Genomic DNA, 20,066 nt, shown 5'->3' with positions numbered 1-20,066 from the left:
GCCATCCATCAGGCCGGCACCCTCTCGCGCATCTCGGCCGCTGCGGCGCGGACGGCCTTGGCGATGTTGGCGTAGCCGGTGCAGCGGCAGATGTTGGAGGAGAGGGCGTCCACCAGCGCCTCGTCGGACATCGTCGGATCGCGCTCCAGGAGCGCGGTGCCGAGCATGAGGAAGCCCGGCGTGCAGTAGCCGCATTGCAGCGCGTGGTTCTCGATGAAGGCGCGCTGCAGCGGACTCAGCTCGCCGCCCTCGGCCAGGCCCTCCACGGTGCGGATCGCCCGCCCCTGCGCCTGCACGGCGAAGAGCAGGCAGGCGCGCACGGGCTCGCCGTCCAGCAGCACCGTACAGGCGCCGCAGACGCCGTGCTCGCAGCCGAGATGCGTGCCGGTGAGGCCGCAATCCTCGCGCAGCGCGTCGGCGAGCGTCCGGCGGGCCTCCACGCGAACCGCGTGGCGCTCGCCGTTCACGGTAAGGGTGACGTCGAGGGCTTCGGTCATGGCAGCGCGATCCCGGCGGCATCGGCCAGGGCGCGGCGGATCATGGCCTCCGCGAGGGCCGGCCGGGTTGGGTCATCGTCGGTGGGCAGGAGGGTGGCTCGGGCCGTGGCGGCAGCCTGCCGCAACAGCTCGGCGGTGGGCGCCCGCCCGATCAGCAGGGCCTCGGCCTCGGGCAGGCGGCGCGGGCGGTCCTCCACGGCGCCGATGCCGATCCGGGCGGCGAGGACCACGCCGTCGCGCACCTCCATCACCACCAGAGAGGCGGCCTGGGCGTAGTCGCCGGCGCGTCGGCTGAACTCGTGGAAGCCCCAGCGGGTACCATCCGCCAACAGGGGAAGCCGCAGCCCGGCCAGCAACTCGTCCGGCTCCAGGGCCGTAGCCATGAAGCCCTGGAAGAAGTCCTCCGCCGCGATCGCACGCTCCCCGCGCAGGCTGCGGGCGGTCATCTCCCCGCCGAGCGTCGCGACGACGAGGCACCATTCGGATGCCGGATCGGCATTGGCGAGGCTGCCGCAGACCGTGCCGCGCGTGCGGATCGGCAAGTGGGCGATGTGGCCGCGCACCTTGTCCAGCAGCGCGCCGAGGGGGCCCGGCACGCTCTCCCGCCGGATCATGGCATGGCGGACCAGCGGACCGATGCGGAGATGTCCGTCCCCGACATCCAGCCGGTCGAGGCCGGGCAGGCCGTTGATGTCGATCAGGTGCAAAGGGCGCGCAACACGGAGCGCCATGGCGGGGACGAGGCTCTGGCCGCCCGCCAGGATCCGCCCCTCCGCCGGGGCCAGTTCCGCCAGCAGCGCCAGCGCCTCCGCCTCGGTCCGCGGGGCGTGGTAGTGGAAGGGCGGCGGCTTCATGCGGCCGGCCCCGCCTCCTGGTGCCAAGGTTTGGCCATGGGCTCCTCCGGGCCCGACGGAGGGCCACTTCGCCTTAATGTCCTGACATTAAGGCGAAGCCGTCGGCGCGCGTCAAGCGAAACTCAGCCGCGCGGGCCCGCCTGAATGGGCGAGTCGAGGGTGAACTGGAAGCGCTCTCCGTTGAACCACACCGTACCGTGCAGCACCGGCGCGCCGGAGGGGGCGAAGTAGGTGTGCTCCGTATGCAGGAGCGGCGTGCGGCCGGGTACGCCGAGCGCGCGGGCAATGCGGGCCTCCGTGGGAATGCAGCGGACGGTGTTGGTGATGCGGGCCGGAGACTGGCCCATCGCCTCGGTGAGGAGAGAGATGATGGCCATCTCCTCCAGCATGCGGGCGGTGACGTGGCGGGCGACTGAGAGGGGCAGGTAGCGCTGCTCGAAGGCGAAGACCTCGTCGTCGAGGAAGCGCAGGCGCTCGATGTGCTCGACCCTCTCCCCGGCGGGCAGGTTCAGGCGGGCAGCGACGGCCGCGGGCGCCGCGATCTCCGCGCGGGACAGGGTCTGGAAGCGCACGGTGCGGTGGGCCGCGCGCATCTCGTCCTCGAAGGCGAGGGAGACGTCGTGGTTCAGTCGCTCAGGCGCGACAAAGGTGCCGCGGCCCCTCCCCCGAGCCACCAAGCCCATCGAGACAAGCTGGGCCATGGCCTGGCGGACGGTCGGGCGGCTGACGCCGAAATAGGCCATGCACTCCAGCTCCGTCGGCAGGGCATGGCCGACGAGGGCGGCGTGATTCGCCTGGATGGGGGCGGAGAGGCGTTCGGCAAGCTGCGTGTAGAGCGGCATGGCGCTGGTCGTGTCGAGCGGCGGCAGGCTCTCCAGCCCGAACGCAATCGGCGCATCGCGGCCCGGGATCGCGGGATCGGCTTCGGCGCGGGCGACGGTGGTGGGCATTAAGGCATGACTCCGGGCGTTTCCGCGGAAGGGCGCCTCTCTAGAGCATCACGGCGCCGGGCCGAAGCGGCGGCGATCCGGATGGCTCCTGCCTTGACATGGAAACAGGCCACCGCCTTAATGTCCTGACATTACATCCTACCTGGACCGGCGGGGCGCATGAGCAACACCCTCCTCACCACCCTCAGCCGAGAGCGTCTGCGCAAGGGCTACGAGTCCGGCTTCTGGCGGGAGGAGACGATCTACCGGATCGCGGCCGACCGCGCCGCCCGCACCCCCGACGCTCCCGCGATCCGCGATGCCCGCCGCCGCGTGACGATCGGTGCCCTGGTGGCCGCCGCGGACCGGCTCTCGGCCGATCTCCGCACCGCCGGGCTGCGTCAGGGCCAGCGCGTCGCCGCCTGGCTGCCCAGCCGGGTGGAAGTGGCCGTCGCCCTCCTCGCCTGCTCGCGGGATGGGCTTGTCCTCTGCCCCTCCCTGCACCGGGACCACACGGTAGCCGAGGTGGCGGGGCTGCTGGAGCGCATGCGCGCCGCTGCCCTCATCGCCGAGCCCGGCCACGGCGCGGATGCCGACCGCCACGACCTCTTCGAGGCGGTGAAGGGCCTGACGACGTTGAAGCGTGTCGTCCGGCTGGAGAAGTCCAACGGTGAGGACCTCTGGCCCTATGACGGCGAGCGGAGCGACGCGCCCCCTGTGCCCGATCCGGACGGCGTGGTCTATCTCGCCTTCACCTCCGGCACCACGGGCCAGCCGAAAGGTGTGATGCACAGCGACAACACGCTGCTCGGCAATGCCCGCGCCATCGTGGCGGACTGGTCGCTGGGGGAGGAGGACGTCATCGCCAGCCTCTCCCCCCTCTCCCATAATCTCGGCTTCGGCTCCCTCGTCATCGCCCTCCTCTGCGGGGCAGAACTGGTAATCCACGACCTGCCGCGCGGGAAGTCCCTGCTGGACCGGCTGGTGGAGACGGACACCTCCTACCTCGTCGGCGTGCCCACCCACGCTATCGACCTGCTGCACGAGATGCGTCAGCGGGGCATGAAGACCCTTGGCCGGGTGCGCGGCTTCCGCGTCTCCGGGGCCGCCGTGCCGAAGGCCGTGGTGGCCGGGCTGCTGGAACATGGCGTAACGCCCCAGAGCGGCTACGGCATGACCGAGGCCTCCTCCCACCACTACACCCTGCCGAACGACCCGCTGGAGCGAATGACGGAGACCTCCGGCAAGTGCTGCCCGGGCTACGAGGTGCGCGTCTTCTCCCGCGACAACCCGGAGCAGGAGCTGCCCGCCGGCGAGACCGGCCAGATCGGCGGCCGCGGCGCCTCCCTCATGCTCGGCTACTTCGACGAGCAGGGCGCGACGGAGGACAGCTTCAACGCCGATGGCTGGTTCATGACGGGCGACCTCGGCTGGGTGGACGAGGCGGGCTATATCCGCATCACCGGCCGCAAGAAGGACGTGATCATCCGCGGCGGCCACAACATCTTCCCCGCGAAGATCGAGACCCTGGCCATGCAGCACCCCGCCGTGCTGCGCGCCGCCGCGCTTCCCGTGCCGGACGAACGGCTGGGGGAGAAGGTGTGCCTCGCCGTCCAGCTCCGCCCCGGTCAATCGGCGGAGGCCGAGGAGATCCTGCTGCACCTCGATGCCGCCGGCCTGTCGAAGTACGACCAGCCCGAGTACTTCCTGCCGGTGGAGGAGATCCCGCTGACCGCTAGCGGCAAGATCCTCAAGCGCGCCATGGCCGCGCGGCTGGAGGCGGGGGAGCTGAGCCCCCGCCCCGTCCGCCTGCCCGCCCGCGCCTGACCGGGAGAAGACCCATGCAGGCCGTGGTGGTGCACGAATTCGGCGGGATCGACCGCGTCTCGGTGGACGAGCGGCCGGTGCCCGCCCCGGGGAAGGGCGAGGTGCTGGTGCGCGTCGGCGCCGTGGCCGCGAACTTCGTGGACACGATCGTCATCGCCGGCAACTACCAGTTCAAGCCCCAACTCCCCTTCACCCCCGGCAAGGGCCCGGCCGGCACGGTGGCGGCGCTTGGGGAGGGCGTCACCGGCCTCTCCGTCGGGGACCGCGTCCTCGCCATGGCGGAAATCGGCGGCTACGCCGAGTACGCCCTGGCCCCCGCCGACCAGTGCTACGCCCTGCCCGCCTCCATGAGCTTCGAGGAGGCCGCCTCCACCTCGCTCGCCGCCGACACCGCCTGGTTCGGCCTGCGGGAGCGCGGCCGGGTGCAGCCCGGTGAATCCGTGCTGGTGCTGGGCGCCACCGGCGCCGTCGGCATCGCCGCGGTCCAGCTCGCCAAGGCCTTCGGCGCGAAGGTGCTGGCCGGCGTCTCCTCCATGGCCAAGGCCGACCTGGTGCGAGAGGCCGGGGCGGATGCCGTGATCGACCTCTCGCGCGAGAACCTGCGCGACAGCCTGCGCGATCAGGTCCAGGCGGAGACGGGCGGCGCGGGGGCCGACGTGGTTCTGGACATGCTCGGCGGCGACATCTTCGACGCCGCGCTGCGGGCCATGGCCTGGCGTGGCCGGCTGGTGGTGATCGGCTTCGCGGCCGGCCGCATCCCCTCGGTGAAGGCCAACTACCTGCTGGTAAAGAACATCGAGGTCAGCGGGCTGCAGATCAGCGACTACCGCAAGCGCATGCCGGATCTCGCCCGCCGCTGCTTCGAGGAGATCTTCGCCCTGCACGGCGAGGGCAAGCTCCACGCCCCGGTCTTCCGCACCTATCCGCTCTCCCAGGCGCAGGACGCCCTGGCCGCCCTGCTGGACCGCGGCGTGAAGGAGCGCATCGTGATGACGGTGGAGACAAACGCATGAAGCTTCCGTCCCAGACGCGCTACGACCACAGCGCCATCCCGCAGCGCCCGACCTATGAGTGGCCCGGCGGCAAGCGCCTCGCGCTCCTCATCTGCAACAACATCGAGCACCACGCCTTCCGCGCGGGGCTCGGCAGCGACAGCGCGACGATCGGCGCACCGCAGAGCCAGCGCAACTACGCCTGGCGCGACTACGGCAACCGCGTCGGCCTCTGGTACCTGCTGGACCTGCTGGACGAGCTGGGCCTGCCCTGCGCCCACAACGTGAACACCGCGGCCCTGGACATGTGCCCGGAGATCGCTCCGGCCCTGCTGAAGCGCGGGGATGAGTTCGTCGGCCATGGTCGCACGAACGCGGAGCGCCAGGACGGGCTGTGGGAGGAGGATGAGCGCCGCCTCATCGCCGAGAGCGCCGAGGGCATCCGCCGCCATTCCGGCGCGCGCCCCAAGGGCTGGCTCGGCCCCTGGCTCGCCGAGAGCAACGCCACTCCCGACCTGCTGGTCGAGGAGGGCTTCGAGTACGTGATGGAGTGGCCGGCGGACGACCAGCCCTTCTGGATGCGCACCCGCTCCGGCCCGATCCTCTCCGTGCCCTACTCCGTCGAGCTCAACGACAGCCCCGCCCAGGTGTACCGGCAGCACTCCGGGCGCGAGTTCGCAAACATGATCACGGACCACTTCGACGAGCTGCTGCACCAAGCGGCGAAGTACCCGCTGGTTTGCAGCATCGTCCTGCACCCCTTCGTGATCGGGCAGCCCTACCGCCTGCGGCAGCTGCGCCGCGCCCTGGAGCACGTGCTGAAGCAGCGCGACAAGCTGTGGATCACCCGCCCGGGCGAGCTGACGGCCTATGTGCGGAGCCTGCCAAAGGGCGTGGTACCCGGGAGCGAGGAGCTACCCTGAGCTGATAGCCCGTCCTGTGCAGACGAATAAGGGCTACTCCTGTTTCCCGTCTTCCTCTGCTTCAACGCTATCCAACGAAGCCGGTGTCAAACTTCCCCGCGCCCGCAGGCTGCCGCGGCAACAAGTCTGGGCCGGAGCCTCATTACGACTTGCCGGCAGCTCCTACTGCTAGTTGTCGCTCTAGCCATGCAGCATGCGCGAAGAGTTCCTCGTCCGCGCCCGCGGCACCTAGGAGCTGGAGGCCGAGCGGCAGGTCCTCATCCCACAGCAGCGGCAGGGCGACTACTGGCCCTCCCAAGTAGGAGCCTGCCGCCGCGCAGGCAGGGTCACCCGTCGCCCCGAGGCCGACCGGCGCCGCCCCGGGGGCGGTGATGCCGATCAGTGCGTCGCATTCCGTCATCACCGCGGCGAGAAGCGCGCGCGCATGACGGCGGCGCTGCAGGAGGGAGGCGTATTCGTCGCGCGTGATGCGCCGGGCCACCTCCGCGCGGTCGCGCGTGGACGTGCTGAGGGCCTCGCGGTCCCGCGCGACGAAGGCGTTTAGCGGCCAGCGCCATTCCCAGGCCAGCATGCGCTGCGTCTCTGGCAGGGCCCCGGCCACCGCCGCCTCCAGCGCGGCCAGCGGCCCGTGGGTCTCCGGCCGCAGCACCTCCACCCCGGCCCGGCCCAGCGCCGCCGCCGCGGCCTCCAGCGCCGCGCGGGCGCCCTCGCCCGCCACCGCCCAGCCGGCGGTCCGCAGCAGCCCCAGGCGGCGCGGGGCGCGCGGCGGCGGCGGCAGCAGCGGGCCACCGAGGCCGGGATGGCCGGGGTCGCCGCCCACCTCGGCCGAGATGGCGCGGGCGAGGATCCAGGCATCCGCCAGGCTGGCGGCGATCGGGCCCGTGCAGCTCTGGCTGAGGAAGTCGAGGCTGCCGCCGCGGTTGATGCCGCCGAAGCTCGGCTTGAAGCCGTGCACGCCGCAGAAGCCGGAGGGGCGGATGATGGAGCCGACCACCTGCGTCCCGAGGGCGCCCGAGGCCATGCCCGCCGCGACCGCGGCGGCCGAGCCGCTGCTGCTGCCGCCCGGGGTGCGGGCGAGGTCCCAGGGGTTGCGGGTGCCGCGCGGCTGGGTGGAGGCGAACTCCGTCGTCACGGTCTTGCCGAGGATGACGGCCCCGGCCTCGCGCAGCGCCTGGGCGCTGGCGGCACTGAAGCGCGGACGGTAGCCGTCATAGAGTGGCGATCCGTTGCCGGTCGGCATGTCGTCCGTGTCGATGATGTCCTTCACGCCCACCGGCATGCCGTCAATGGCGGAACGGGGGCGGCCGGCCTTCCAGCGCCCGGCGGATTCATCGGCGGCGCGCCGCGCCTCCTTCACCGCCGTGTTGGTGAAAGCGCCGACGGCGGGTTCCCAGCGCTCCAGCTCCTCCAGGCAGCCCTCCAGGAAGGCGCGGGGCGTGGAGCGGCCTTCGGCGAAGCCGGCGCTGGCCGGGAAGAAAGGGCGGGGCGTCGGCCTGCCGCGATCGGACATGGCAGCGGGTCTCCTCGGGGGTCGGGATGGAACAGGGGGCAGGCCAGCAAGGCAAGCCAGGCCGCCGCCCCCTCCCGCCAGGATGCGGGAAGGCGGCGGAGCACGCGGCCGCCGCGCGGATCAGCCCTTCGAGACACCCCAGAACAAGGGCAGCGGCGCCTTCTGCACCCCCGACACGTTCCGCCGCCACGCCTGATGGGCGAGGAAGAACCCCGTGGGCGCGAAGGGCACGTCGCTCATGGCGGCCGTGTTGACGCGGTCCATCGCCGCCTTCTCGGCCGCCGGGTCGGCGGCGGCGAACCAAGCGTCGCGCCCGGCCTCCACGGCCTCGCTGCTGGGCCAGCCGAACCAGGCGCCCTCGCCGTTGGCGCGGAGCGCGGTGTAGCTGGCCGGTGTCGCGCAGTCCGCGCCGCCGAACCAGGAGAAGAAGATGTTCCAGCCGCCGCGCGACGGCGGCTCCTTGCTCGCGCGGCGCGTGCCGACCGTGCCCCAGTCGGTGGCCACGTAATCCACCTTGATCCCGATCTTGCCGAGGAGGTCGGCGGTGACGTCGCCCTGCGTCTTCACGATGGCCACGTCCTGCGCGACCAGCATGACGATCGGCGCGCCGTCGTAGCCGGAGGCGGCGACGAGCCGGCGCGCCTCCTCGATCCGGCGCGGGCCCTTGAGGATCTCGCCCCCGGCCTCGGTGTAGAGCGGTGTGCCCGGCGTGAAGAAGCTCGGCAGGCGCTTCCACATGCCCGTGTCGTCGCCGACCAGCGCGCGCATGTAGTCCTCCTGGTCCATCGCCATCAGCAGGGCGCGGCGCACGCGCGCGTCGTTGAAGGGCGGATGCAGGCAGTTCATCCGCAGCGCGCCGATGTTGCCGAGCGGATCCGCGATGTCCACCACCACCTGCCGGTTGCGGCGGAGCAGCGGGACGAGGTCCGCGATCGGGTTCTCCCACCAGTCCACCTCGCCGTTCTGCAGCGCGGCGGCGGCCGTCGCGGGATCGGCCATGATGGTCCACTCGACGCGGTCCACCGCCATGCGCTTGCCCCCGGCCAGCCAGGCGGCGGGCTCGTCGCGCGGGACATAGCCGGGGAAGCGCTCGAACACCGCCTTCGCGCCGGGCACCCACTCGCCGCGCAGGAAGCGCATGGGGCCGGAGCCGACATACTCGGTGATCTGCTGGAAGGGATCGGTGCTCGCGATCCGCTCCGGCATGATGAAGGCGCAGGGGCCGTTGGTCTTGCCGAGCGCGAGCGGCAGCTTCGGGTAGGGCCGGCGCAGCACCCAGCGGAAGCTGCGGTCATCGACGGCGACGAGCTCCTGCTGGATGGCCCGCACCATCTGCCCCATCGGGTCGCGCGCGGACCAGCGGGCGAGGCTGGCCACGCAGTCCTTCGCCAGCACGGGCGTGTCGTCGTGGAAGCGCAGGCCTGGCCGCAGGCGGAAGCTCCAGGTCAGGCCATCCGGGGAGACCTCGTGCGCCTCCAGCATCTGGTGCTGCGGCATGAGATTCGTGTCGACGCCGAAGAGCGTGTCCCAGACGAGCGCCGCGGCGTTGCGGACGACGAACTGCGTACCCCAGATCGGGTCGAAATTCGCCAGGTTGGCCTGCGGCACGAAGCGCAGCGTGCGCGCGGCCGCACCCTGGGAGAGGGCGGGACGCGCCAGGGCAAGGGCGGCGCCAATGCCGAAAACGCAGCGGCGGGACATGTTCATATCCGGACCTTTCACGATAACTCGACGGCGGTGCTGCAAGACGGATGCCGCAATCGGCATTTCACCCCCAGCTACCGTCCCGCTGGGCGCTGTTGCAGAATTCAACTCGCGGACGTGGCTCGGTCTTTGACGGTTTGATCAGGCCACAGCGACGGTGTCGGGCATACCGAGGGCGTTGAAGGTGTTCAGGATCGCGCAGCGGATCTGCACTTCGGCGACCTGACGAGCCGGATCGCGGGCAGACAGGCGCTCGCCCAGGCGCTTGAGGCGAGACATCGCGGTCTCGGCCAGGCTGCGGCGGTGGTACCCGCTCCAGCGTTTCCAGAGCCGCCGCCCGAGGCGTTTGATGGCGCGCAGGCTCTCGTTGCGCTCAGCCGCCCCGGCGGTTCGCGCCTTCCACGGCTTGCCATTGCGCCGTGGCGGCACGACCAGAGCCGCATCGCGGGCGGCCGAGGCCTCGTAGACGCCGCGGGTATCGTAAGCGCCGTCACCGCTGATGACGCCGATCTGCTCCGCCTTCGGCAACTGCGCCAGCAAGCCCGGGACGATTTCGCCATCGCCGTGCCGGTGGTCCGTCATCTCGACGGCCCTGACCTCGTGGCTGTCGGCATCGATCACCAAATGCACCTTGCGCCACACCCGCCGCTTGTCCGCCCCGTGCTTCCTGACCTTCCACTCGCCCTCGCCGAGCACCTTCAACCCAGTGCTGTCGATGATGAGGTGCAGCGGTCCGCCCCGGGCGCGATAGGGGATCGTGACCGTCAGGTCCTTCTGCCGCCGCGAGAGCGTGCTGTAATGGGGCACCTTCCAGTCCAGCCCGGCGAGCCGGATCAGGCCCCCCGCCATGCCCTGGGCTGCCCGGAGCGGTAGCTGGTACAGCACCTTCAGCGTCAGCACCGCCTGGATCGCCACGTCCGTGAAGACCCGGGGCCGACCTCGCCGCCCCGTGCCCTCCTCCACATGCCAGGTCAGATCCGGCGAGATCCACACCGTCAGGTCGCCGCGGGCAATCAGCCCTCGGTCGTACTCACGCCAGTTCCGGGTCCGATAGCGCGCCCTGGGACGCTCACCATGTACCACTGCCTTGCTCATGCAGGCCTACCTGCAAGGAATATGCAACAAGGCCGCGCAGAACTCGAACGTCCAGATCAATGCTCCCGCAACGCACACCTCTCCTGCGGCGCCCGCACTGTGGACTCGCCTTCATCCGGTTTCGGCCGTCCAAAGTTCCCGCCGGCACGCGGAGCGATCGCCAGCGGGGAGGGCCTACATCACGCCCCGGATGATCGCGAGCCAGTCAGAAAACCATCCGCATCCAGTCGGACCTGCTTATATGCCCAAGGACCTCAGTCAGCGCGGATGACCCGGTCCGCGATGTCCGGCAGGAAGCGGTCGTCGTAGATCGTCTCCAGCGCCGGCGTGGTGGAAAGGCCGAAGCCGCCCACCAAGGTAGCGATGTCGCTGCGCAGCCGCTGGGGATCGATCCTGCCGATACCGTTCTGCAGGGTGTAGGGCGTGCGGACCTCGTTGTCGCGGATCCAGGTTACGCGCTCCGTCTCGATGGCGATATCGATCAGGGCGGACCTCTTCTTCAGCACAGCGGCCGCGGCGGCGGGCTCGGCCATGGCGTCGCGCCAGCCCTTCGCGGCGGCACGGGTGAACCGGCGCACGGCCTCCGGGTTGCTCTCCAGGATGGGGCGGCCGGCGATGATGGAGTTGCCGTAGAGGTCTAAGCCGTTATCGGCGTAGTAGAGGATGCTGACGTCCTCGCGTTTTACGCCGCGGGCCTTGAGATTGAACCAGCTCGTGAAGTCGTAGGCGCAGGCAGCGTCCACCTGGCCGGTGATGAGCATGGGCTCGCGCAGCGGCGGCGTGATGGACTTCTTTTCGATCCGGTTGATATCCAGCCCGTTCTTGCGCAGCAGCGCGGGAAAAAGGCGGGAGGCGCCGTCGGAGGTGCCGACGCCCATGACGTGGCCCGGCAGGTCGGACAGTTTTGTGATTCCGCTGCGCTTCATGGCCATGATCGCCTGGGGCGAGCGGTCGAAGAGCATCATCACCGTGCGCGGCGCCACCTGCGGCTGGCGCACCGCGAAATCCACCAGCGTGGCCACGTCCGCCACGCCCATCTGGTAGGCGCCGGAGGCCACGCGCGTCACGGCGTCGCCCGAGCCGTTGGAGGTGTCGAGCGTGACCTCCAGCTTCTCTTCGGCGAAGTAGCCGCGGTCGGCAGCCAGGAAGAAAGGCGCTGTATCGCCGGCGAGCGACCAATTCAGCACGCAGCGGATGGCGGTGGTCTGGGCCGCCGCGGTGCGGCTGACGGTGGGTGCCAGCAGCGCGCCGAGCGCGCCCTGGAGGAACTGCTTGCGGTTCAGCATGGACGTGACCTTTCGGGAAAATGGCGGCGGTGCTGGCTTGCGTCTGTGGCCCATGTCGTCACGCACCGGCTCCGGATGTCTCCTGCAGGGCCTCGCCCACGCGGCGGATGGCCGCGACGATGCCCATGTAGCCGGTGCAGCGGCAGATCTGCCCGGCCAGCTCGCGGCGGATCATTGCCTCGTCCGGGCCCGGGAAGCGGCGGAGGATGTCGCGAGCGGTGACGAGCATCCCCGGGGTGCAGTAGCCGCATTGCAGCGCGTGCTCCTCGTGGAAGGCGCGCTTCAGCGCCTCCGTAACGGAATCGCCGGCCAGGCCCTCCAGCGTGCGGACCTCCCGCCCTTCCACGGTGACGGCGAGGACGATGCAGGACCGCACGGGCTCGCCGTCCAGCAGCACGGTGCAGGCGCCGCAGCTTCCCCCTTCACAACCCAGGTGCAGCGCGGTGAGGGCGGCGCCGTCGCGCAGCGTGTCGGCTAGCGTGTCGCGCGGCTCGGCCTCCACCGCCCGCGTCGTGCCGTTGACGTGCAGGGAGAGCCTCATGCCTCCATCCCTTTCAGGGCGCGGGTGACGGATGCCAGATGGCAGCGGCGGCGGAAGACATCCGCATCCAGATCGGCCGCCGCGATGGCCTCCGCCGTGCCGGCGGCCAGCAGCACCGCGCCGTGGGCGGTGGCGCCGAGGGCGATGCGCGGCGCGGCGCCCGGGCGTTGCACGACGACGCAAAGGCTGTCCGCGAAGGCGCCGGCCTTGCGCGCAACCTTGTACGCACCCCAGCGCGTGCCGGGGGTGAAGCGCGGGATCTCCACGGCGCGGATCAGCTCGCCCGTCTCCAGCGCCGTGGCGTAGGCGCCCTGCAGGAACTCGCCGATGGCGATGCGGCGCGCGGTGGTGACGACCGTCGCCTCCAGCGCCAGCAGCGCCACTGGCCAGTCCGCCGCCGGATCGCTAAGCGCAAGGGAGCCGCCGATCGTGCCGAGGTTACGGACGGCGCGGTAGGCGATGCCGGAGGCGACACGGGCCAGCAGCCCGTCCGTAGCGTCGGGGATGCGTCCGTCCTCGATCGCGGCATGGGTCACGCCCGCGCCGATCCGCAGCACGGCGCCGTCTTCCGAGACGCCGGCCAGTTCCGGCAGGTGGGCGATTCCCACCAGCCGCTCCGCCGCGGTGACGCGCAGGCCGAGCATGACGACGAGGGACTGCCCGCCCGCCAGCGGCATGGCGGAGACGTCGTCTTGCAGGATGGTGGCGGCGGCCTCTAGGCTCTCCGCCCGGTTCCAGGTGACGGCGGAGGGCTTCATGGCGCCACTCCCGCGGCGTCCAGCGCCGCCGTGACGCGGCGCGGGCTGCACGGCGTCTCGTTGAACTCCGCGCCCTCCGCTTTGAAGGCATCGGCCAGGGCGTTGGCGATGGCGGCCGGCGGGGCGATCGCCCCTCCCTCCCCCATGCCCTTCACGCCGAACTCCGTGATTGTGGAGGGCGTCACGAGGTGCGCGATGCGGATGCGCGGCATCTCGGAGGCGCAGGGCATGTGGTAGTCGGCGAAGGTGGTGGCCAGCGGCTGCCCTCCCTCGTCGAAGGGGATCTCCTCGAACAGCGCGGTGCCGATGCCCTGCACCACGCCGCCATAGACCTGCCCGTCCACAATCATCGGGTTGACCATGGTCCCGCAATCCTCGGCCACGACGTAGTCCAACACCTCGGTCGCGCCCGTCAGCGGGTCCGCCGCCACCAAGGCGGCGTGGCAGGAGTAGGAGAAGGTGCCCTCGCTCTCCGGCGGCTCATAGGTAGCGGTGGCCTCCAGCACCGGGTCCATGCCGGCGGGTAGCAGCTCCTGCCGTACATGGGCGGCCCGGCTGATCTCGGCGTAGGAGACGGCGGCGCTGCCGTGGCGCACCTCGCCATCAGCCAGCACCACAGCGGCGGGATCGGCCTGCAGCAGGTGCGCGCCGATGATCCTCAGCCGCTCCGCCAACACGCGGCAGGCGCGCACGGCGGCGCCGCCCGCGAAGATGGTGCTGCGGGAGGCGAAGGTGCCGAAGCCGAAGGGGCTGACGGCGGTGTCGCCGTGGCGGATGGCGATGCGGTCGGGGTGCAGCTGCAGGGCGGTGGCGGCCATCTGCGCCAGGGTGGTCTCCAGCCCCTGGCCGTGGCTCTGGATGCCGACCAGCACCTGGGCGGAGCCGTCCGGCATCAGCCGCACCGTGCTGGTGTCGTAGGCCGGCAGCACGCGCGCCCCGCGGCGGGCCCATTCCTTCAGCCCGTGCCCGCTCTGCTCGGCGTAGAGGGCAAAGCCGATGCCGACGCGGCGGCCATCCGGCTCCCCGGCGGCTTGGCGGGCGCGGACGGCGTCCAGCCCGATCATCTCCCGCGCCGTCTCCAGCGCGCGGGGGTAGTCACCATTGTCCAGCCGCATGCCGCCGGCGGTGCGGTAGGGCAGCTCCTCCGGCGTCAGCAGGTTGCTGCGGCGCAGTTCCGCGGGCTCCATCCCCAGCGCCCGCGCCACCTCGTCGATCATCCGCTCGATCGCGAAGCAGGCACCGGGGCGGGCCACGCCGCGATAGGCGCCCATAGGCGGCTTGTTGGTGGCCACCGTCGCGTTCCGCAGCCGGATGGCGGGGATGCGGTAGGGGCCGGTGAGGTTGCGCACGGCCATGCTCGCCTCCGCGAAGGCGCCGGTGGGCCAGAGGGCGTAGGCGCCCGCGTCGATCAGCACCTCGCCTTCCAGCGCGAGGAGGTTGCCATCGGCGTCCGCGTGCAGCGTCAGGTCATAGACGTGCCCGCGCGCCTGGGGGGCGGAGAGGAAGCTCTCCCGCCGGTCCTCCAGCCAGCGCACGGGCGTGCCGCGCTGGAGCGCGAGGGCGCAGACCACGATCTCCTCCGGCATCAGCCGGTTCTTGGCGCCGAAGCCGCCGCCCACATCGGGCGCGATGATATGCAGCCGGTGCTCCGACAGGCCGAGCACCTGCGCCAGCCCAATCCGCATGACGTGCGGCGCCTGACTGGAGAGGTAGACGACCAGCTCGTCCAGCCGGTGGTCCCAGTAGGCGAGCACCCCGCGCGGCTCCAGCGGCACCACGGCCTGCCGGTTCATCCGCAGGTCTCGGCGGATGCTGACGGTCGCGGCGGCACGCTGGGCGTCGAACTCGCCGCCATGGGCGCCGCTGGTGATGAAGGCGTTGTCCGGCCAGCCCTCATGCACCAGGGGGCTGCCAGGGCGCATGGCCGCGCGCGCATCCACCACCGCGGGCAGCTCTGCAATGTCCAGCTCCACCAGCCCGGCCAGGTCCTCCGCCGCCGCGCGCGTGGGCGCGAGACAGGCAGCGACGGGCTGGCCGACGAAGCGGACCATATCGGTCGCCAGCGGTGGATAGGGAACGGTGCGGTAGCTGGGCAGGTCCGGCCCGGCGGGCAGGGGCTGGAAGGGCGGCAGGTCCCCAGCGGCGAACACGGCGCCCTTCGGCTTCGTGATCCCGTTCAGCCGGCCATGCGCCACGGGGCTGCGGACGAAGCAGACATCCTCCATCCCGGCCATGCGGATATCGGCGAGGAACTGGCCCTTGCCGGCGAGGAAGCGCGCATCCTCCTTGCGGAGGAGGCGCGTGCCGATCCAGCCCTCGGCGGGCGCGGCGCCGTCCATCAGCTCAGCTGCGGCAGGCGCTGGATGCCGACGTCCGACGCGTCCATCCGCGCCTGCGCCTGATCCAGCCAGGGCTGGAGGCGGGCGACGCGCGCGGTAATCTCCGCGAAGTCCTGGCGGAAGGTCGGCATGACGGCCGCCACCTCCTCGAAGATCGCGCGCTCGTCCACGGTGGTGACGCGGCGGTCCTTCAGCACCCACTTGCCGTCCACCATCACGTGGCGCACGGCGCGGCCGGCCTCCACGTTCACCAGTTGGCGCACCATGCTGTTCATGGGCACGAAGCTGGGGTCGGCGAGGTCGATCACCGTCAGGTCCGCCTTGTAGCCCGGCGCAATGCGGCCGATCAGGTGGCCCAGCCGCGCGCCGTCCGCGCCGCCCTCCGTTGCCGCTCGCAGTGCGGGCATTGCCGGCGGCGGGCCCTTGATGACGTCGCTGACGGTGGAGAGCAGCGAGAAGAGCTTCATCGCCACGAACATGTTTTGGGCATCGGAGCAGGAGCAGTTGTCGCAGCCCAGCCCGATCCTCACGCCCGCATTCATGAGGCCCCGGATGGGCGGAATGCCGCACTTCATCTTCAGGTTGCCCTGCGGGTTCAGCACGGTGCCCGCGCCGGTCTCCGCCAGGATCTCGATCTCGTCGGGGGCCAGCCAGACGGAGTGGGCGAAGTTCATGTGCGGGCCCAGCGCGCCCTCCGCGTGCAGGCGGCGGATCAGCGATCCGCCATACTGCCCCAACTCGTGCCGGGCCTGCAGGGCCATGCCCTTGGACTCGTAGATGTGGGAGTAGACCGGCAGGTCGTAGCGCTTCGCCAGGTCCGTCGTGCGCGCCATCAGCCCGGGCGTGCAGCGCTCCGGCGCGGAGGGGCCGAGCGCCCAGTGCACGGTGCTCCGCGCCGGGGCCTTGAGGCAGTTCTCCTCGAAATAGGAGAGCAGGTCGAAGTTCTTCTCCGGCTCCGCGGCGGAGGAGAGAAGCGGGTGCAGCTCCGGCGGGAAGATCTCCTTCCAGAAGGGCACGGTATCCAGCCCCTTCCGGTCCCCGTACTGCAGGGAGAAGACGACGCGGATGCCCAGCTCCTCATAGGTCCGGATCACCGTGTCCAGATGCGCCGGATCGAAGGGGTAGAGGGTGAGCATGTCCTGCACGGTGGTCATGCCGCTGCGCAGGCATTCCAGCGCGCCGAGCATGGTGCGCGCCCGCACCTCCGCCACCGATCGCGGCGGATATTGCGCGGGCAGGGCGTAGAGGCGCCACTGCTCCAGCGGCACCTCCTCCAGCGTGCCCTTCGCCAGCACGTCGTGCGAGTGGTAGTGCGCGTTGACGAAGCCCGGCATCACCAAGTGGCCGCGCGCGTCCAGCGTCTCCGGCGGCGCCTCGCCCGGGCGCGGCGCGAAGCGGCCGGCGATGCCGAGGATGCGGTCGCCGCCGATGGCGATGTCGGCGGTGCCGGGCGCGTGCCAGTCCGCGTCCGGCAGCAGCACCCTGGCGCCGGCGATGAGGAGGGTGGTGCCCTCGGGGAGCAGTGTGGTGTCCATCCTTGCCGCTCCTCTCAGGCGCCGCGGTTCAGGGCTCGCACGTCCTCGCGCCGCTGCAGCCACCAGGCATAGGGGCGTGGCAGCAGCTCGTGCGGCTTCGGCACGCCGAGCGCGGCGGCGGCGTGCACCGGCCAGTTCGGGTCCCACATCATCTCGCGGGCCAGCGCCACCAGGTCGCAGCTTCCGGCCTGGAGGTAGCCCTCCGCCTGGTGCGCCTCGGTGATGAGGCCCACCGCCATGGTGGAGATGCCCGTATCCGCCTTGATGCGCTCCGCGAAGGGCACGTGGTAGCCGGGCACGCGCGGCACGATGTGCAGCGTCAGCGGCCCCTCGATCCCGCCGGAGGAGCAGTCCAGCACGTCCACGCCGCGCGCCTTCAGCTCGGCCGCCAGCACCACGGTGTCGTCCATCCCCCAGCCGCCGCCATCCACGCAGGAGACGCGGAAGAGCAGCGGCACGGGATCCGGCAGGGCGGCGCGCACCGCCTCGATCAGCTCCAGCCCGAAGCGCATCCGGCCCTGCCGGTCGCCGCCATAGCCGTCCTTGCGCTGGTTCGTGGCGGGCGAGAGGAACTGCTGGATGATGTAGCCGTGCGCGCCGTGGATCTCGATCACGTCGAAGCCGGCATCCAGGCTGCGCTTCGCCGCGTCCACATGGGCCTGGATCACATAACGGATGTCGTCCGCGTCCATCTCCTTCGGCACCATCGCGCCCTCGCGGAAGGGGATGGGGCTGGGGGCCAGTCCGGACCAGGGCGCGCGGCCCGTTGCCGCATCCGCCTCGCTCAGCGGCGCGAAGCCGTCCCAGGGGGCGCGCGTCGCCACCTTGCGCCCGGCATGGCCGAGCTGGATGGCGGAGGCCGAGCCCTGCGCCCGGATGAAGTCGGTGATGCGGCGCCAGGCCGTTGCCTGGGAGTCGGTGTAGATGCCTGGGCAATCATAGGTCTTGCGGCTGCGCTCGGAGACGGAGGTCTCCTCGCAGAAGACCAGCCCCGCGCCGCCCATGGCGAACTTGCCGAGGTGAACGAGGTGCCAGTCCGTCGGCTCGGCGTTCACCGCCGAATACTGGGACATGGGCGAGACCACGATGCGGTTGCGCAGCGTGACCCCGCGCATCGTGTAGGACGCGAAGAGGAGGGGGGCGGGGGTCTCGTCGGGCATGGCAATCCGTTCCTGGCGCGTCATCGGCGCAGTCCGCCGAAGCGCGACGGGTCGTAGGGTTGGGGATTGATGGGCGCCGCGCGCCCGGTGAGGAGGGCGGCGAGGAGCCGTCCGCTCACCGGGCCGCTGGTCAGGCCGAAATGGCCATGTCCCGTGCAGAGGAAGAGGCCGGGGCGGCCCGGCACGGGGCCGATCGCCGGCAGGCTGTCGGGAAGGCCGGGGCGCGGACCCATCCACAGCGTCGGCGGCCCGTGGCGCAGCCCGGGAAACAGGGCCCGCGCCCCGGCGGCCAAGCGCTGCGCCCGGCGCTCGTCGGCCGGTGCATCCAGTCCCGCGATCTCCACCAGCCCGGCCGCCCGCAACCCGTGCTCCATCGGTGCCAGCCCGAGGCCGCGGGTGCGCACGGAGATCGGCATTGGCAGCTCGACGGAGGGATCAGGAAGCATCGCGTGGTAGCCGCGCTCCGCTTCCATCGGCAGGCGCAGGCCCAGCGGGCGCAGCAGCGGAGGGGACCAGGCGCCGGCCGCGACCACGGCGCGCGCGGCGCGGTGGTCGCCGGCCTCCGTCGTCGCCAGCCAGCCATCGCCTTCGGGCCGCAGCGCCCGCACCCGCTCCGCCAGGATCGCCCCGCCCGCCCGCCGCACGGCTTCGCCGAGCAGGCCGATCAGCCGGCCGGGGTTCACGCAGTAGCCGTTGCCCGGCAGCAGGAGGCCGCGCCCCACCGAGGGGGCGAGGCCGGGGAAAAGCGCCTCCAGCGCCGGGCGGTCCAGCATCTCAGAAGGGATGCCGGCGCCCTCGCGCAGAGCCCGGTCCAGCGCCGCGGTTTCGGGGCGGGCGGGCGCCTCCAGGCCCAGCACCTGGCCGGAGGGGCGCAGCAGCGCGTCCGCCGTCGCGGCGCCCAGCAGGTTCCGCCATTCCGCGAAGGAATGCCGGTGCAGCGCGTGCAGCGCTGCGGAGATAGCGCGCACCCGCCCGAGCCGCCCGGCCGCGAGCCAGCGCAGCAGCCAAGGCAGCGCGCCCGGCAGGCGCGACGGGCGGATGGCGACCGGACCGGAGGGATCCAGCAGCCAGTGCGGCAGTTGCCGGACAATCCCCGGCACGGAGGCCGGGGCCACCACCGCCGCGCTGATCATCCCGGCATTGCCGAAGGAGGCGCCGGTTCCCGCCGGGCCGGGGTCCAGCACCGTGACCGCCTGCCCCGCGCGCAGCAGGTGCAGCGCCGCCGAGAGACCGGCCACGCCGGCCCCGACGACGAGGACACCGGATGCGCCGGCGCTCACGGCACGCGCCTCACAGCCTGGCCAAGTGGCGCAGGATGCCGGAGCGCAGTGCATCCACGTGCTCCGCCATCGCCGCCCGCGCCGCTTCCCTGTCGCCCGCTGCCAGAGCGTCGATAATCGCGCCGTACTGGGCGCAGACCTCCTCCAGCCGGTCCGGCGCGCGCGGGGTGGTGAAGAGCAGCATGCGCCGGCGCAGATCCTCGAGCAGGCGCGCCAGGGTGACGCTGCCAGCCGCGGCGGCGATGGCACGGTGCAGGTCCAGGTCGATCGCCAGCCGCTCCTCCTGCCTTTCGGGAAGCGGGCGGTCCGGCGTGGCCAGGAGGGCGGCGATCCGGGCGCGCAGGGAAGCGAGGGTTTCGGCCTCCACCGCCCCGGCGGCAGCAGCGGCGGCCTCGCCCTCCAGCAGGCGGCGGAGCTGCTGGATTTCCAGGAACTCCTCCACCGTGATGCGGCGTGCGCGGAGCACGCCGCCGGGCAGGCGCTCCAGCAGCCCCTCCCCTTCCAGCCGCCGCAGTGCCTCGCGCAGCGGAGTACGGGAGATACCGAGGTCGGCGGCAAGGCCGCGCTCGGAGATCGGCTGGTCGAGCGGCAGGCGGTGCGTCAGCAGCATCTCGTGCAGGTGCGCGTAGGCGCTCTCGGCCATGCTGCCAGCAAGCGAGGCGCCAGCGGTCGCGACCTCCGTTCCCTGCACGCGCGGCTCCCTCACCGGGACGGCCCCGGAACACTTGGCAGGGGCGGTATAACAGCGGTATACCACCCCTGCCAAGGTAGTTCGGTCCCGGGAAGAGGACCCTCCGCCGCGCTCCGCCAGCGCGCACAGTCCCGTTTCCCCCTCC

17 protein-coding genes are annotated in these 20,066 nt (G+C 71.7%); 3 read left to right on the top strand and 14 right to left on the bottom strand.

The window, feature by feature from the left end:
• Positions 1-8 precede the first annotated feature (8 nt).
• From J5Y10_RS23300 to J5Y10_RS23290, 3 genes are all read right to left on the bottom strand, one after another.
• On the bottom strand, positions 9-497 hold the full coding sequence (locus J5Y10_RS23300) for a (2Fe-2S)-binding protein (RefSeq protein ID WP_209376525.1): 489 nt from the start codon (positions 495-497) through the stop codon (positions 9-11).
• Positions 494-1,351, bottom strand: coding sequence for an FAD binding domain-containing protein (locus tag J5Y10_RS23295; RefSeq protein WP_209376524.1), 858 nt, complete (start codon positions 1,349-1,351; stop codon positions 494-496). Before J5Y10_RS23295 ends, J5Y10_RS23300 begins: the two co-directional genes overlap by 4 nt.
• Before the next feature lie 122 nt (positions 1,352-1,473).
• On the bottom strand, positions 1,474-2,301 hold the full coding sequence (locus tag J5Y10_RS23290) for a GntR family transcriptional regulator (protein ID WP_209376523.1): 828 nt from the start codon (positions 2,299-2,301) through the stop codon (positions 1,474-1,476).
• A gap of 159 nt (positions 2,302-2,460) precedes the next feature.
• Between J5Y10_RS23290 and J5Y10_RS23285 the strand changes: the two genes are divergently transcribed.
• Genes J5Y10_RS23285 through J5Y10_RS23275 form a run of 3 tightly spaced genes read left to right on the top strand, consistent with a single transcriptional unit; the run spans position 2,461 to position 6,022 of the window.
• Entirely contained in the window at positions 2,461-4,107 is a 1,647-nt protein-coding gene (locus tag J5Y10_RS23285; protein WP_209376522.1) for a class I adenylate-forming enzyme family protein, read from the top strand.
• Positions 4,108-4,121: 14 nt separating this feature from the next.
• Positions 4,122-5,120: an NADPH:quinone oxidoreductase family protein gene (locus J5Y10_RS23280; protein ID WP_209376521.1), complete on the top strand. Its 999-nt coding sequence runs from the start codon at positions 4,122-4,124 to the stop codon at positions 5,118-5,120.
• Complete coding sequence (locus J5Y10_RS23275) at positions 5,117-6,022, top strand: polysaccharide deacetylase family protein (protein ID WP_209376520.1); 906 nt, start codon at positions 5,117-5,119, stop codon at positions 6,020-6,022. Before J5Y10_RS23280 ends, J5Y10_RS23275 begins: the two co-directional genes overlap by 4 nt.
• A 142-nt stretch (positions 6,023-6,164) precedes the next feature.
• On the opposite strand, the gene J5Y10_RS23270 is transcribed toward J5Y10_RS23275, so the two are convergent.
• The 11 genes from J5Y10_RS23270 to J5Y10_RS23220 all read right to left on the bottom strand — a co-directional run bounded on the left by J5Y10_RS23270 (position 6,165) and on the right by J5Y10_RS23220 (position 19,921).
• Positions 6,165-7,532, bottom strand: coding sequence for an amidase (locus tag J5Y10_RS23270; protein WP_209376519.1), 1,368 nt, complete (start codon positions 7,530-7,532; stop codon positions 6,165-6,167).
• Positions 7,533-7,652: 120 nt separating this feature from the next.
• The gene (locus J5Y10_RS23265; protein ID WP_209376518.1) at positions 7,653-9,233 is read right to left on the bottom strand and encodes an ABC transporter substrate-binding protein; all 1,581 of its coding nucleotides are present in this window, start codon (positions 9,231-9,233) and stop codon (positions 7,653-7,655) included.
• A gap of 144 nt (positions 9,234-9,377) precedes the next feature.
• Positions 9,378-10,331 carry an IS5 family transposase gene (locus J5Y10_RS23260; protein ID WP_209376517.1) on the bottom strand — a complete coding sequence of 318 codons (954 nt, stop codon included), beginning with the start codon at positions 10,329-10,331 and terminating at the stop codon, positions 9,378-9,380.
• Between the two features lie 254 nt (positions 10,332-10,585).
• A complete protein-coding gene (locus J5Y10_RS23255; protein ID WP_209376516.1) occupies positions 10,586-11,617 on the bottom strand; it encodes an ABC transporter substrate-binding protein in 1,032 nt (343 codons plus the stop codon).
• A 58-nt stretch (positions 11,618-11,675) separates the two neighbouring features.
• On the bottom strand, positions 11,676-12,158 hold the full coding sequence (locus tag J5Y10_RS23250) for a (2Fe-2S)-binding protein (protein ID WP_209376515.1): 483 nt from the start codon (positions 12,156-12,158) through the stop codon (positions 11,676-11,678).
• The gene (locus tag J5Y10_RS23245) at positions 12,155-12,916 is read right to left on the bottom strand and encodes an FAD binding domain-containing protein (protein ID WP_209376514.1); all 762 of its coding nucleotides are present in this window, start codon (positions 12,914-12,916) and stop codon (positions 12,155-12,157) included. The genes J5Y10_RS23250 and J5Y10_RS23245 overlap by 4 nt, the downstream gene beginning before the upstream one ends.
• Entirely contained in the window at positions 12,913-15,255 is a 2,343-nt protein-coding gene (locus J5Y10_RS23240; protein ID WP_209376513.1) for a xanthine dehydrogenase family protein molybdopterin-binding subunit, read from the bottom strand. Before J5Y10_RS23240 ends, J5Y10_RS23245 begins: the two co-directional genes overlap by 4 nt.
• Positions 15,255-16,790: an amidohydrolase family protein gene (locus tag J5Y10_RS23235; RefSeq protein ID WP_209376512.1), complete on the bottom strand. Its 1,536-nt coding sequence runs from the start codon at positions 16,788-16,790 to the stop codon at positions 15,255-15,257. The genes J5Y10_RS23240 and J5Y10_RS23235 overlap by 1 nt, the downstream gene beginning before the upstream one ends.
• Before the next feature lie 14 nt (positions 16,791-16,804).
• On the bottom strand, positions 16,805-17,950 hold the full coding sequence (locus tag J5Y10_RS23230) for an NADH:flavin oxidoreductase/NADH oxidase (RefSeq protein WP_209376511.1): 1,146 nt from the start codon (positions 17,948-17,950) through the stop codon (positions 16,805-16,807).
• Positions 17,951-17,970: 20 nt separating this feature from the next.
• Positions 17,971-19,230, bottom strand: coding sequence for an NAD(P)/FAD-dependent oxidoreductase (locus J5Y10_RS23225; protein WP_209376510.1), 1,260 nt, complete (start codon positions 19,228-19,230; stop codon positions 17,971-17,973).
• 10 nt (positions 19,231-19,240) lie between these two features.
• On the bottom strand, positions 19,241-19,921 hold the full coding sequence (locus tag J5Y10_RS23220) for a GntR family transcriptional regulator (RefSeq protein WP_209376509.1): 681 nt from the start codon (positions 19,919-19,921) through the stop codon (positions 19,241-19,243).
• Between the last annotated feature and the right edge of the window lie 145 nt (positions 19,922-20,066).

This window comes from Roseomonas indoligenes (genome assembly GCF_017813365.1).
GTDB lineage: Bacteria > Pseudomonadota > Alphaproteobacteria > Acetobacterales > Acetobacteraceae > Roseomonas > Roseomonas indoligenes.
The sequence above is the reverse complement of the archived record's forward strand: the minus strand, read 5'-3'. Positions and strand labels throughout refer to the sequence as shown.